The organism is Nitrospirota bacterium (assembly GCA_020851375.1).
Lineage (GTDB): Bacteria > Nitrospirota > 9FT-COMBO-42-15 > HDB-SIOI813 > HDB-SIOI813 > RBG-16-43-11.
The window spans coordinates 16,988-30,356 of the sequence record JADZCV010000020.1; the positions used below are offsets into that span (position 1 = coordinate 16,988).

The following is a 13,369-nucleotide window of genomic DNA, read 5'->3' on the forward strand; positions in this document are numbered from 1 at the left end:
TCCTTTGGCCTCATCCGTGGTCAGTCTTCCTGTTTTTTCTCCATGCGGAGACTTTTTGCCGTAATCGTGCTTTCTTGCAATCTGTCTCGTCGCAGTATTTTTTTCTCTTGTTCTTTGATTCATCCCAGAACATATTCAGGCATACTCCCACCAGCTTGGGATCGTCAAACTCACAGACTTTTAACCGGTCTTTTCTGCTATCTATTTCAACCAAGAGCGTGGCTATCCAGGCCCATAGGGTTTTAACAGGGTCTTCTCTGTCATAATCTGGGGCAAGGGTTCGACTGCCATTAAGATATTTTAGATAGAAGGGCATGCCGCTGAATCTCTCTCCATACCACAACCGTACATATTTATCCGGGGAAGTGTTTGGATGAAGTGCTTTTAATAAGGCGTTCATTCTTTCCTTAGTAGATTTCCTTAATGATCTCACATTACCAGCTTCTAAGGAAAGAACAAATATTGTTTCCAGTAATGGCCGAGGCCAGTGTTCGCATAATGCTTCCACGCTGAAATTGAGAGCTTCCGGTGATGGAAAGCGATTAAGCCAGTATCTTTTCCGCATATCCTTACTATTAAGTTCTTTAAAGAGACCAGCAATGGTAGTTGGCTTACCCGCTACATTTGCAACATCAAAATTCTCTGTCATAAATTCCTGCCACACAATATTAACAAGATGCATCAAATAGCGTGAGGTATTTGATAGAGGATAATACTTTGTAGGTTTCCGTTTGTTGCCTGCTTTTTCCTTGTAACCAGCCATGCGATTTTCTTTACTTTTTTTCATTATCTTATCTCCCAATAAAATATATGCTTTCCGTATATGTAACCAACCATCTTATTTGACCAGTATACACAGTTATGACATGATATTCAAGGATAATTGAATATATTAGGAGGGTAAATAATGTTAACAATTAGAGAGGCAGCAAAAAGGTTGGGACTCCAGGAAACATCGCTCCGAAAGTTCATCAGGCAAGGCCGGATACCGGTTGTCCGGGTCTGGGGGGCGGTTCGGGTTAGGCCGGAAGACATTGAGCAGATAATCCGAGACGGATATAGAGAGGCGAAACATGACTGAGTGGAGTAAGTTCCTCCGCGGTCACTCCCCCGAAGACAGCCTTGTCAAACTGGCCCTGGAGGATGTTCAGAAATCGGGATTGTCCATGGAAGCTTTCAAAAAGGAGGATCACTAATGCGAGACAATAAGAAGGTCCGCGTGGCTATTACAATGCCGCCGGCGTTACGGCGGGATCTGCAGGTCTATCTGGGTAAGCTTGAAGAACTTCAGCCCCTCGGCTTTGACAAGACACTATCTGCGATGATTGATTGCGTCATCTATTTGTTAGAGGAGAGCAGCCATGCTGGATAAAAGAGCCGTCCTACAGAAGGTAGACATTACAGAATTCTATAAGTCTCATATACCCTCTCTAAAAATCAACGGCAAAATTGAAGTAATGGGACTATGTCCATTTCATGATGACACGTATCCATCATGGTCAGTAAATCTCCAAAGTGGTCTATATCACTGCTTTGCCTGTGGTAGCAGCGGAGATCTTTTTAATTTCTACCAGAAGTTAAAGCAAGTTGATTTCTCTACGGCACTAAATGAGATTGCCGTTATGCAGGGACTAAGTGATACCCCTCCTAAACTCACAGCTACATTCTATTATCGGGATTCACAAGGCAATGTAATCTACCGCAAGCAACGGCGTGAGCCGGGCAAGAATGGGCGGCCTAAGGACTTCTATTTTTCCCATCCAGAAAATGACAAGTGGATTTCAGGAAGAGGATGTTCACCTACCCTTTACAATCTCCCGGCTATATTGCAATCATCAGACATTATTATGGTCGAAGGAGAGGCCCATTGTGACCTTATTGCTACGTGGGGACTTGATGGAACAACCCTTGATGCAGGAGCTAATGCGAAACCCGATAATTACGACCTCTCATCTCTCCAAGGGAAGAACATAACTATCCTGCCTGACAATGATGAACCAGGCAGGTTATATGCTTCCAATATAGCTAATGCCTTACACGGGCAAGCAAAGCAAATCAAGATCGTGAATCTTCCCGGCCTTAAAGAAAAGGGGGACATCATTGACTGGGCAAAGCTTGAAGGTTGCGGCAAAGATAAACTACTTCAAATTATTCAGGAGGCACCCACATGGCGACCGGAAGAATGGATGTCAAAAGAAATACAAAGTACAGATGCAGTTGATATATGGCCTGACCCAGTCCCTTTTTCCACATATTCAGCGCTTCCCTCCTTTCCTATCAACACACTTCCCCCTATAGGACAAAGTATCGTTGAAGAAGTGTCAGAAGTGAACCAAGTTGATGCTGGACTTACAGCGTCTATTTTCTTATGTGCTCTCAGCTCATCAACACAGAAAAAGTTTGAGGTGGATTTGCTCACACATAAGGAACCTTTGAATCTATACATTTGCTCAATATATGAATCAGGAAACCGTAAATCTTCTGTTATGTCTACTATGACAACACCAATTTATGCATATCAGCTTGAGATACAAAAAGAGACAGCTCCGAGGATAGCGGAAACTCAGAATGCACACAGGTTTAAAGAGGCAAGGCTTCAAAAACTTCAAAAGAAGGCTGCTCAGGAAGATAACCTGATTGAGCGTCAACGCTATGAAGACGAGGCCGCAGGAATAATTAAGGAGATGCAGGAAAACCCGGTTCCCAGCAATCCGTTATGTGTTGTAGATGATATCACTATGGAAGCGCTTGGTCTCTATATGTCAGGAAACGGAGAGAAACTATCTGTCTTTAGTCCAGAGGGTGGATTATTTAGTCTTATGGCGGGTCTCTATAATGACAAAGGCACTAATATTGATCTACCGCTGAAGGCATATTCCGGGGATGCATGGAGTTCTCACCGAGTAGGGAGGGAATCACGGACAATGCAGAACCCAGCTTTAACCATGTGCCTTGCGGTGCAGCCAGATGTTATAGAGGAAATTGGTAAGAACACTCAATTTCGGGGACGGGGGTTGCTTGCACGGTTCCTATATTCCTGTTGTAAGTCAACTGTCGGTTATAGAGTCCGGCAAAAAAAGGCAATACCTGCATCTCTTTTGGAAAATTATAATGAATTCATCATCGGTTTGTTGCGAGTACCGGCGGGTCTTAATACTTTGAGACTTACGCAGGAGGCACATGAAGCATGGGATGAGTTCTACAATGATATTGAAATCAGCATGAGGACTGGGGGTGACCTTGAATACATAAAGGATTGGGGTTCAAAACTTCCTGGAGCTGTTGCACGGATTGCTGGTTTATTACATTTTGCTGAATATGGCATCAGGGCATGTTATGAACCTATTTCTGTCAGTTCTGTCAGTGCTTCTTGTGCAATAGGAAGTAATTACGTGGAACATGCTATCGCTGCTTTTGGCCTCATGAAAGAAAATCCCAAGATCAAAACAGCAAAGACCATACTGTCATATATTCGAAGACATACTCCTGAGATATTTAAAGGAAGGGATGTACTTAGGAACACTAATATTGATGATATGAACATAGCATCGGAAGGTTTAAAAATTCTCATTGAAAGAGGATACATTAAATCAGTAGCACCTGAATATTCAGGTATCGGCAGACCTGAGGCAATGGCCTATGAGGTTAACCCTAAAATTAAAAATGTAAATGTATGAAAACCCACTGACAAAAGTGACAAAAGTCCTGTTTTGAGGGGTTTTGTCAGTATTGTCAGTGAAATATCAGGATATTCAAAATGAAATTATTTGAGAAGTATTGCAAGAAATATCAATCCAACTCAAGGAGCAAGGTAAAAGCTGCAATCATTTCAGCAGATGGTTTGCTTTATGAGTTCGAGGAGCGGGCAGCAATCATGGAATATGACGGAGGCTTGAGCAGAAAAGAGGCAGAGAGTGAAACTGTTAAGCTTGTTGTAACTTATTCATTAAAAGATGGACACGCATGAAGTTGAGGCAGGTGCAGGTATCAAGGCTGATCAAGCAGAAGGGAACGAAAAAATATGAAAAAACGTGAAAAACCACCCAAAAATGAAGTCACTTGCCTGACGAAACGACAGAAGAAATTTGCCGAACATATCGTAAACGGCCTGACACCGCAGACTGCCTATCTTGCAAGCGGGTATCGTCAAGGGTCAGTCACAGCGAGACCTTACAGGCTTTTACAGAGTGCAGAAATTCGGGAATACATACAGAGCCTTATTGACCCACACCTTCCGGCAATAATAAGGAATGACATTCAGCTTGCAAAGTTAAAAGTCCACAAGGGGGAAGGGAAAGACATCCCTCCATCACTAATTGAGGGGGCAAAAGAGAGGCTTTACAACCGCTCCTCCCTTGGGCCTGTAACTAAGAAGATTGAAGAACGTAAGGTCGAGGAATCACTGACGGTTGTTGACCTGTCAGGATATCGGTCAGACAGGAAAGAGGAAGCACAGACCGACAGCAATACGAGTAATTCAGGAAAGGAGAAAAGCCATGATCTACAGTAGTTTATACCGCAGATTAACCCGCTTGGAAAAGCAAGAGGTACGGGAACTCCGGAAGAAATATACAGACTTGGGACACGAGGTACTATCTCTGGAGGATTGCGAACGTCGTTTTGGGAAGGTAACAATATATCGGTTGCTGGACATTGGGATGTTGAACCGTCCACTGTTTCAGGTCGGGACACGGACGTATTACTCCGCAGGGAAACTGGAGCAGGCACTTGCCAGTATGTCCGCCTGCGAGGAATGTCCAAACATAAACAGGGGGAACTCAGAGGGTTGAAGGCTGAAGTCAACATAGACACGCAGGAACTTGTCAGGGAAATATCCCAGGAGGTCGTAAAGGCCATAAGACTTCTGTTATCCGGTAGGCTTGAGGATGATACCATACTGGACGTAGACGGCCTTGCAAAATACCTTGACGTTAAGCCAAACTGGATATATCAGCAGACCCATGTCAACGCTATTCCTCATCATAAGTTAGGCAGCCAGTTGCGATTCAGGAAGCAGGAGATAGACAAGTGGCTTGACTCCCATAAGTGTCCTGCCACCTCTCCCCCACCAGCTAACTTCCTGAGACGGATAAAATAATGGGTAGCCACTTCTGTATAAGGGAAGTTCCAAAGGATATTATAGTTAATAAATCAATAGGTTACAATGTGCTGTATACCAAATTGTATAGTTGAGAATGCCCTTGACAAGTATAACTATGTTATATATACTCTCCTCTATGCCTGAATGGACGCCTGAAAATATCAGAATCTTGAGAAAGACATATACAATCACAAGGCGCAAACTGGCTGAGTTGTTAGGCGTGTCCATTACAAGCATATATCAATGGGAAAGGGGGGTGAGAAAACCAAGTAAAACTGCAAAGATACTTTTGTCCAGAATAGAAGAAGATTTAAGAAAGGGGGTGAAATGATATGGCAAAAGGAATATATAAACGTGGCAACAGATATTGGATACGTTATGCCGGTCTCGATGGCAGGATCGTCTATGAACCTTCCGGAAGCACAAAGTTCAAAGACGCTGAGGCCCTGCTTATCAAGAGAAAGCAGGCAATAAAAGAAGGTAAACAACCTGAGATAAAGAAGATCGGTAATCACTCCTTCAAGGAACTTGCGGAAACTTACATTGCCTGGGTCAATGGCAGACAGAAATCAGCAAAGATTAAGGAATATATTATAAAGCAGCTCATCCCAACCTATGGAAACCTTCCTTTGAGAAGGTTTAGCACTTCTGTTGTTGAGCAATTACAGACAGACCTTATAAAAAGGGGTCTTAAGAATTGCAGTTGCAATAAAGTCCTGAATATCCTTAAGCACATGTTCTCTAAGGCTGCAGACTGGGATATGGTAGAATCAGAGGTCTTAAAGAATGTCAGGAAGGTCAAGCTATTACGGGATGATAGCGAAAGATTACGTTATCTGTCTAAGGAAGAGTGTCAGGCACTTATTAACGCCTGCGATCCCCACTTAAAACCCATTGTTATTACAGCACTCAATACAGGTATGCGGCGGGGAGAAATACTATCTTTGAGATGGGATAATATAGACCTTAAACACGGGTTTATCCTGTTAGATGTAACTAAGAACGGAGAAAAAAGGCAGATACCTATTCATGATACCCTGAGAAAAACATTAACTGGTATAACAAGGCGTATAGATATTCAGCATGTGTTCTATGACCCGATCACAGGCAAACAGTATAAAGATGTTAAGCATTCCTTTCAGACTGCTTGCAAGAGGGCAGGAATAAGGGACTTTCATTTCCATGACCTGAGACACACCTTTGCCAGTCAACTTGTCATGACGGGGGTAGACATTACTACAGTCGGCAAGTTGCTTGGCCATAAGACACTTGCGATGACTCTCAGGTATTCACATCTTGCACCTGAACACATGGTAAAGGCAATGGACATACTGGACAACGCCTTAAACGGAAAGATTAACTCAGTGGAAGATCGCTTGTTTGATGCGAAGTATACAAAAAGTATACAATTTGAGGTAAACAGCCTATGACAGCATTTCGTAACCCATTGATTTCATTGGTGGGCGATGCAGGTATCGAACCTGCGACCTCTTCCGTGTGAAGGAAGCGCTCTACCACTGAGCTAATCGCCCGGATTTTTGCCGTATTATTAACACAAGTTATCAGACCGGTCAAGGGAATTATCTATATATACAATTTGACAGACACTGTCATAATATTGTCGAAAACACGAAAAATCAGACAGCGCTCTTCGAATCACCTTTTCTAACATCCTGAAAACATAGGAAAATAAAATTTCTGCTAAAGTTTTCCATCTGGCATGCCGTTTGTATATACATTCAAGCAAAATTCTAACCCTACCTTCTAAAAAAAAGGAGATTATCATGAAAGAGCCCCTCAGCAATGTATCGAAGCAGATCAAAAACCTTGTAGATAAGAATGGCAGCATCACCCTCTTTGAATTAGAACAGACCCTTGACACCTCATACAATTTAATATTTCTTGCAATAGACAGTATGGTTACAAAAAATGAAATCATTTTAAAAAGGTGCGGAAAAGACTATTTTATCTCCAATGTTGCTACAGACGATAAACTACCCGCAGTTGATACTTATGTTAATGAGTTTCTATGTCAGGATGTTTAAGTAGTTATTTTTTATTAACTATCCATTCTGTTATTCTCTCTGTCCGGAGACTTCAAGCCCGGAATTTCAAGATAATCCATTACTACATTCATGCAACAATACAAATATCCTTACATATATATTTGTATCTAATACAAACAATATTCATTGTATAAAAAATATCTTGACAAATATTCTATATAGCGTGTATAGTAATAAATGTATGCTTAAGGAAGGTAGTACGCTCGACGAATTAGAAGATATTCTGGGTGGTCTCGAACAGCGAATTATGATGTATCGTAATAAGCTAATCGAGTTGCAGAAAAAACGTGACCGCCTTGAGGATGAGATTAAAACAGCGAAGAGATATCTTGAGTTAGCAGAAACTCTCTACAAGGTAGAGAGAAACAAATCCCGCGCCGCACAGCAGGCCCAGCCTGAAGATAGTGATAAAAGCGCATCGAAACAGGCTGAAGAAACTAAAGACCTTTTACTAAACCAATTCAAATTCTCCGGACTTAGCATACCCCAGGCCGCGTATCTTATCCTGAAAGAAGAAGGAAAGGCGCTTCATGCAAAGGACATCTATCAGCGTCTTCTTGAAGGCGGGGTTAAAATCAGGAGTAAAACACCGATAACATCTGTGTCAATATCTTTAAACAGGGACAAGAGGTTTCTGAGAGTTTCCCCCAACACATACAACCTCTCAGGAGAAGAGACACAGAATCACGAAAGGAGGTGATTTTAATTGGCAACAGCAAAGAAGAAGGCACCGGCTAAGAAGAAGGCAGCAGCAAAAAAGCCGGCAGCAAAGAAACCAGCAGCAAAGAAACCAGCAAAAAAGAAATAATGGTGTTGTTCAATCATGCCAATAAAGGGGGCTTTATGTTTTCTGTAAAGCCCCCATTTTTTTATGTATTCTTTGTAATGGAGAGGTTTCCTGCCTCAATCCACTTATCACTGCTGGCAAGAATAGCAGAGGCCAACCTGGTATTAAGGGTATGACCGGTACGGCAGGCTGTAACATGTCCTATAAACGACCTTGATAAAAGCGATAAGTCACCAATCAGGTCCAGCACCTTATGCCGGATAAACTCATCCTTAAACCTCAATCCGTCCCTGTTTAATATTCCGTCACTGTCAAGGATGATTGCATTCTCAAGCGAACCACCCTGTCCAAGACCTCTCTCCTTCAGGAAAAGGATGTCCTTCTGAAATGCAAATGTACGTGCAGGCGCTATTTCACTTATAAAACCATCTATAGAAGGATGATAGAGATACTCCTGTTTTCGGAGCAGCGGATGATCAAAATCCATAATGTACGTAATGGCAGGAAAAGGTGAAGGCTCAATCCTGATATATCCGTTTCCACCGTTTATCTCAATAGTATCAAGTATCTTTATATGGGGCCTGAGCTTATCCTGCTGCACTATCCCGCTCTGTAACATTAATTGAACGAGGGGCAATGCGCTCCCATCCATAATCGGGACCTCAGGTGCATCCAACTCAACATACATATTATCAATATTGAGTCCTGCTGCAGCAGCCAGAAGGTGCTCCACAGTCCTTACACTCGAATCATTCGAGCCAAGGGTTGATGAGAACTCTGTAGAAACTACATTCTCAGTCCTTGCTGCCAACTGAGTGTTGTTATCGCTCCTGATAAATATTATCCCGGTATCAGGGGGAGCGGGATGTAATCTCATTGATACCTTTACCCCTGAATGTAATCCTACACCCTTACAACCTACACTTTCTTTGATTGTCCTTTGATAACGCATAACTCCATAATTTAAGCAACATTCGTGCCATTGCATTCAAACCATAAATAATGAATATTTTCAATTAGATAAAGCATCTTTTTCTAATACCACAACTGTGTCATTAGCGCAACACCTGCTATATTGGTGTGTCAATCATGCATCACACGATCTTTTTATTGCCTTGACTTGAAATGCCCTTTTCTGATACAAACGCCTGTATGAAGATATATGAGATATTTAAGAGTATTCAGGGTGAAACATCGTATGCAGGCATAGCCTTTCTGTTTATCAGAACTTCAGGGTGCAATCTCAGATGTGAATGGTGTGACACGACATATGCGTACGATGAGGGAGAAGAATACTCTATTGATGAGATAATAAAATTGGCAGAGAAGTATGATTGCAGGAACGTCTTAATAACCGGCGGAGAGCCGCTATTGCAGGGAGAAACTCCCCTTCTTGCAGAATCCCTTGTCAAAAAGGGTTACAGGGTTCTCGTTGAGACAAACGGGAGCATTGATATTTCAGGACTCCATCCGGAAGTTATAAAGATTCTCGACATCAAGTGTCCCGGCAGCGGGATGACAGGAAACATCCTGTGGGACAACCTTAAATCACTATCCCCTGCTGATGAAGTTAAATTCATAGTTTCTGATTACAATGATTATGCGTGGGCAAAAGCCGTCATAGAGTCACATAACCTGCCGGATATCTGCACTGTACTGATAGCCCCTGTGTTTAGCCGGCTTGACCCGAAGAAGCTTGCAGAATGGATAATCAATGACAATCTTAATGTCCGCCTGCAGCTGCAATTGCACAAATATATCTGGGGGGCTGATGCCAGAGGTGTCTGACTCTTTTAATCACTGCAGCAGGATAGCCTTAAACCATTATGAAAACTTCCCTGTGGGTTCGTGGCTCATCCCAGGGGAAAAAAGAAAATATGTTCATGCAGTATATGCCTTTGCACGAACTGCAGACGATTTTGCAGATGAAGCCGGATATGCAGAAGATGAACGGGCACGTCTTCTGACTGACTGGGAAAAGAGGCTCGATGAATGCATGACAGGCAATCCCGTCCATCCTGTTTTTGTTTCGTTAAAAGAGGCCATCGGGAAATTCCATATCCCTGACCGGCTTCTCAGAGATCTCATCACAGCATTCAGGATGGACATTGTCACCAAACGTTATAAGACTATGCAGGATGTCCTGAATTACTGCCGTTATTCTGCAAATCCGGTTGGACGAATTGTCCTCAGCATCTTTGAGTACAAAGACCCTGAGCTGCACAGGTTGTCAGACTTCATATGCACGGCCTTACAACTTACAAATTTCTGGCAGGATATTGCAACAGACCTTGAAAAAGACCGTATATATATCCCGCTGGAGGATATGGAGAGGTATGGATACTCTGTCAATGACCTGAAATCTCATACGTTGAATCAACAGTTCCGCAAAATGCTGGCCGGCGAAATAGCCTTCACAAAAGACCTCTTCAGGAGCGGCCTGCCACTCTGCACAAGCGTAAAAAAAGGCCTTTCCGTTGAACTGCGGGCAATTTGTTCAGGCGGAATGAAAATACTTGAGAAGATAGAACAGAACGGATATGACGTTTTTAATAAGAGACCCGTCATAACTAAACTGGATAAAATATGGATAGTACTACGGGCACTGACTTCAGGACACTGACCATTGCAGGATAATCCTAAAGAAGCAACAGTTGGACACAGGATCACAAAGGAGAGCAACTCAAACTTCTACTACTCCTTTCTGACTCTCCCTTCAGAAAAAAGAAAGGCCATATACTCTGTCTATGCACTGTGCCGCTGCCTTGATGATGCGGCAGACAAATCAGACAACCGTGCAGAGGCCTCAGAGTCCCTCAACAAATGGGCGACAGAGATAAACAACATGTATGATGGAAAACCGTCTCACGCAGTTACTATGGAACTTAAACCCTTTATTGACAGGTACGGCATCCCGCAGAAATATTTTCTTGAACTTGTTAGAGGAGTTGAAATGGACCTGACTAAAGACAGGTACAGGACATTTGATGAACTGCACAAGTATTGCTACAGGGTTGCATCAGTTGTGGGACTTATCTGCGCTGAGGTCTTTGGATATAAAAATGCAGAAACACTCGGTTATGCCGTTGACCTGGGGATAGCAATGCAGATTACCAATATACTCAGGGATATAAAGACTGATGCAGAAAAGGGGCGCATATACCTGCCGGCGGAAGACCTCAGTAAATTCAATTACACTGAGGAAGAACTCCTCTCCTCCAGTTACAACAAGGCCTTTGTAGAACTTATGAAGTTTGAGGCACAGCGCGCATGGAGTTTCTACAACCGTGCAGAGAAGACGCTCCCGCGCGAGGACCGGCAGTCTATGGTCGCCGGAGAGATTATGCGGGTCATATACAGCAGGCTGCTGAATAAGATAGAGGCCTCCAACTACAACGTATATGAGAGCACCCCGCAACTTTCGAAATCACAGAAGATATACATTGCATTAAGTACCTGGATCAACATCAAATTAACGTGAATTTTCGGATGGGACAAGAAAAACGTCATTCCCGCGCAAGCGGGAATCCAGACCGATTGCCTGGTTCTGGATTCCCACTCCCCGCTTAAATAATGCGGGGACAAGTTCCGTGGGAATGACGGGTACTTAGGAGCGTTTTCAGGTGAACCGTCATATGCCGGGGCTCACAAAGGATCGTGAAAACGTCATTCCCGCGCAAGCGGGAATCCAGACCGAGGCCTGGTTCTGGATTCCCACTCCCCGCTTAAATCCTGCGGGGACAAGTTCCGTGGGAATGACGGGTACTTAGGAGTATTTTCGAGTGAAACAAGTGATCATCATAGGCGGCGGGCTCGCCGGCCTTACTGCGGCTGTTGAGCTCGCATCATCCGGCTTTCGCGTCACCCTTATTGAGCAGGGCAGATTTCTCGGCGGCAGGGCGCATTCTTTTATTGACAAACGGACCGGCCTTGAGCTTGATAACGGACAGCACATCCTCATGGGCTGCTACGAAAATACGTTCAGGTTTCTTGATACGATAGGGGCCTCTGACAAAGTATCGTTCCAGAAAAATCTAAGCGTTGATTTTCTTGACACGACCGGCAAACAATACAGGCTGGGCTGCCTGCCACTCCCTGCCCCCCTGCATATCCTGTCAGGCATTCTGAGATTTAAGGCTATAAGCCTTCCGGAAAGAATCCGCATGTTGAACATAGCAAAAGGGGTGCTGTATGACAGATCACCTGATTCATCACATGACATGACAATAACTCAGTGGTTGAAAATGCTGGGACAGGGGAAAAAGGCGCGGGAGACACTGTGGGATATAATCACCCTTGCAACGATGAATGAAGGTCCTGACAAGTCCTCAGCCGCCATCTTCAGGAATGTCTTAAGAAAGGCCTTTTTTGAAAACCGGCTCGCATCAAGGGTCGTGCTTCCTATCGTGCCTCTAAGCAGGATGTTCGCCGGAGATGCGGAAAACTACATCAAAAAGAATAACGGGTCCGTTGAGAAGGGAAGTCCGGCCTCATCTGTCATTACCCAAAATAATTCAGTATCAGGAGTCAGGTCAACCGATGGCCGTGTCTTTCAGGGCGATTATTACATCAGCGCTGTCCCGTACTATTCTGCTCAAAAATTTGCCGGTCTTGCCGGTACAGAATTCAATTCAGTCTGCAATGCCTCCAGCCTAAAGGCATCACCAATCATCTCTGTACATCTGTTATTCAATAAGCCGCTGATGAAACAGGCCTTTGTGGCATTGCTCAACTCACCTGTACAATGGATATTCAACAAGGAAAAGGTATTCATGGATTCAGCATACAGGGGGCTTTTATCCGTCGTGATCAGCGGGGCTCACGAGTTTATAAGTGTTCCGTCAGAAAGATTAGTGGAAATGACGTTGAGAGAGCTGAGGAAGGTATTTCCTGAGGCGGCAGGTTCCGGACTAATCTACTCCAAAGTCATCAAGGAGAGGCATGCCACCTTCTCCCCTGAGCCTGGCATAGACAAATTAAGGCCATCGCATAAGTCCCCTTTTAAAAACCTGTTTCTTGCAGGAGACTGGACCAGCACCGGCCTTCCGGCAACAATAGAAGGCGCGGTGCTCAGCGGCTATAAGTGCGCAGGGGAAATCATCAGCAATGTAGGCCGCGTATCAAAATGACGACATGAGGCCTGCCATGGCACAGGTGCACCATCATGAGCCGGCGGCTCACAAAGAAACGTGAAAACGTCATTCCCGCGAAAACGGGAATCCAGACCGATGGCTTGATTCTGGATTCCCACTTCCGTGGGAATGACGGGTAGACAGGAGCATTTTCAGGTAAACCGTCATGAGCCTCAGGCTCACCAGGGTTTACGAAAACGTCATTCCCGCATAAGCGGGAATCCAGACCGATGCCTGATTCCAGATTCCCACTACCCGCTTAAATCCTGCGGGGACAGGTTCC

At 44.0% G+C, this 13,369-nt stretch carries 16 protein-coding genes and 1 tRNA gene; 14 read left to right on the forward strand and 3 right to left on the reverse strand.

Features of this window, described 5'->3' with window-relative positions; all coding sequences use genetic code 11:
- Positions 1-10: 10 nt before the first annotated feature.
- Positions 11-787, reverse strand: a complete 777-nt coding sequence (locus IT393_04240; protein ID MCC7201861.1) for a CGNR zinc finger domain-containing protein — start codon at positions 785-787, stop codon at positions 11-13.
- Between the two features lie 120 nt (positions 788-907).
- Between IT393_04240 and IT393_04245 the strand changes: the two genes are divergently transcribed.
- From IT393_04245 to IT393_04280, 8 genes are all read left to right on the forward strand, one after another.
- Positions 908-1,081: a helix-turn-helix domain-containing protein gene (locus IT393_04245; protein MCC7201862.1), complete on the forward strand. Its 174-nt coding sequence runs from the start codon at positions 908-910 to the stop codon at positions 1,079-1,081.
- Between the two features lie 114 nt (positions 1,082-1,195).
- Positions 1,196-1,372, forward strand: a complete 177-nt coding sequence (locus IT393_04250; protein ID MCC7201863.1) for a hypothetical protein — start codon at positions 1,196-1,198, stop codon at positions 1,370-1,372.
- A complete protein-coding gene (locus tag IT393_04255; protein ID MCC7201864.1) occupies positions 1,362-3,677 on the forward strand; it encodes a DUF3987 domain-containing protein in 2,316 nt (771 codons plus the stop codon). Before IT393_04250 ends, IT393_04255 begins: the two co-directional genes overlap by 11 nt.
- 80 nt (positions 3,678-3,757) lie before the next feature.
- Complete coding sequence (locus tag IT393_04260; protein MCC7201865.1) at positions 3,758-3,967, forward strand: hypothetical protein; 210 nt, start codon at positions 3,758-3,760, stop codon at positions 3,965-3,967.
- A 54-nt stretch (positions 3,968-4,021) separates the two neighbouring features.
- Positions 4,022-4,510: a hypothetical protein gene (locus tag IT393_04265; protein MCC7201866.1), complete on the forward strand. Its 489-nt coding sequence runs from the start codon at positions 4,022-4,024 to the stop codon at positions 4,508-4,510.
- A gap of 243 nt (positions 4,511-4,753) precedes the next feature.
- Positions 4,754-5,098, forward strand: a complete 345-nt coding sequence (locus IT393_04270) for a helix-turn-helix domain-containing protein (GenBank protein MCC7201867.1) — start codon at positions 4,754-4,756, stop codon at positions 5,096-5,098.
- A gap of 139 nt (positions 5,099-5,237) precedes the next feature.
- Positions 5,238-5,432, forward strand: coding sequence for a helix-turn-helix domain-containing protein (locus tag IT393_04275; GenBank protein MCC7201868.1), 195 nt, complete (start codon positions 5,238-5,240; stop codon positions 5,430-5,432).
- Between the two features lies 1 nt (position 5,433).
- The gene (locus tag IT393_04280; GenBank protein MCC7201869.1) at positions 5,434-6,531 is read left to right on the forward strand and encodes a site-specific integrase; all 1,098 of its coding nucleotides are present in this window, start codon (positions 5,434-5,436) and stop codon (positions 6,529-6,531) included.
- Between the two features lie 27 nt (positions 6,532-6,558).
- On the opposite strand, the gene IT393_04285 is transcribed toward IT393_04280, so the two are convergent.
- Positions 6,559-6,633: transfer RNA gene (locus tag IT393_04285), tRNA-Val, on the reverse strand.
- A 252-nt stretch (positions 6,634-6,885) separates the two neighbouring features.
- Between IT393_04285 and IT393_04290 the strand changes: the two genes are divergently transcribed.
- Complete coding sequence (locus tag IT393_04290) at positions 6,886-7,146, forward strand: hypothetical protein (GenBank protein MCC7201870.1); 261 nt, start codon at positions 6,886-6,888, stop codon at positions 7,144-7,146.
- 202 nt (positions 7,147-7,348) lie between these two features.
- Positions 7,349-7,867 (forward strand): winged helix-turn-helix domain-containing protein, encoded by a 519-nt coding sequence (locus IT393_04295; GenBank protein ID MCC7201871.1) that lies wholly within the window; start codon positions 7,349-7,351, stop codon positions 7,865-7,867.
- A gap of 169 nt (positions 7,868-8,036) precedes the next feature.
- Here the strand turns inward: IT393_04295 and lpxC are convergent, their stop codons facing one another.
- Complete coding sequence (gene lpxC, locus IT393_04300) at positions 8,037-8,906, reverse strand: UDP-3-O-[3-hydroxymyristoyl] N-acetylglucosamine deacetylase (GenBank protein ID MCC7201872.1); 870 nt, start codon at positions 8,904-8,906, stop codon at positions 8,037-8,039.
- Positions 8,907-9,106: 200 nt separating this feature from the next.
- Here lpxC and IT393_04305 point away from each other — a divergent pair, with 200 nt between their 5' ends.
- The 4 genes from IT393_04305 to IT393_04320 all read left to right on the forward strand — a co-directional run bounded on the left by IT393_04305 (position 9,107) and on the right by IT393_04320 (position 13,083).
- Entirely contained in the window at positions 9,107-9,742 is a 636-nt protein-coding gene (locus tag IT393_04305) for a radical SAM protein (protein MCC7201873.1), read from the forward strand.
- Positions 9,726-10,577 carry a squalene synthase HpnC gene (gene hpnC, locus IT393_04310; protein ID MCC7201874.1) on the forward strand — a complete coding sequence of 284 codons (852 nt, stop codon included), beginning with the start codon at positions 9,726-9,728 and terminating at the stop codon, positions 10,575-10,577. Before IT393_04305 ends, hpnC begins: the two co-directional genes overlap by 17 nt.
- A gap of 3 nt (positions 10,578-10,580) precedes the next feature.
- Positions 10,581-11,435: a presqualene diphosphate synthase HpnD gene (gene hpnD / locus IT393_04315; protein MCC7201875.1), complete on the forward strand. Its 855-nt coding sequence runs from the start codon at positions 10,581-10,583 to the stop codon at positions 11,433-11,435.
- Between the two features lie 301 nt (positions 11,436-11,736).
- Complete coding sequence (locus IT393_04320) at positions 11,737-13,083, forward strand: FAD-dependent oxidoreductase (GenBank protein MCC7201876.1); 1,347 nt, start codon at positions 11,737-11,739, stop codon at positions 13,081-13,083.
- Positions 13,084-13,369 lie beyond the last annotated feature (286 nt).